At 49.1% G+C, this 291-nt stretch carries 1 protein-coding gene; it reads left to right on the top strand.

Going from position 1 to position 291, the window contains the following annotated elements; all coding sequences use genetic code 11:
* The coding region (locus AAEY62_RS21770) for a c-type cytochrome (RefSeq protein ID WP_350636476.1) at positions 1-291 on the top strand (291 nt) is incomplete at both ends.

Below are 291 nucleotides of genomic sequence, written 5' to 3'. Positions count from 1 at the left end.
GCGCAGCACTGTGCAAGCTGCCATCAAATGGACGCCAAAGGTTTATACCCTAGTGGCACTTATATGTTCCCAGCAGTAGCAGGCGATAACTCATTTAACGACGGCGCAGGTATGGCACGTACTTATACCGCAGCTGCATTTATAAAAGGCAACATGCCACTTGGCCAAGAAGGTATTTTAACTGACAAAGAAGCCGTTGATATTGCATTTTACTTTAGCCACCTAGCACGCCCAGCATTTGCCGCTAAAGCAAACGACTGGCCTGAAGGCGGCGCACCAAAAGACGTACGC

The organism is Pseudoalteromonas sp. GW168-MNA-CIBAN-0100 (assembly GCF_040309225.1).
GTDB classification, from domain to species: domain Bacteria; phylum Pseudomonadota; class Gammaproteobacteria; order Enterobacterales; family Alteromonadaceae; genus Pseudoalteromonas; species Pseudoalteromonas arctica.
The sequence above is the reverse complement of the archived record's forward strand: the minus strand, read 5'-3'. Positions and strand labels throughout refer to the sequence as shown.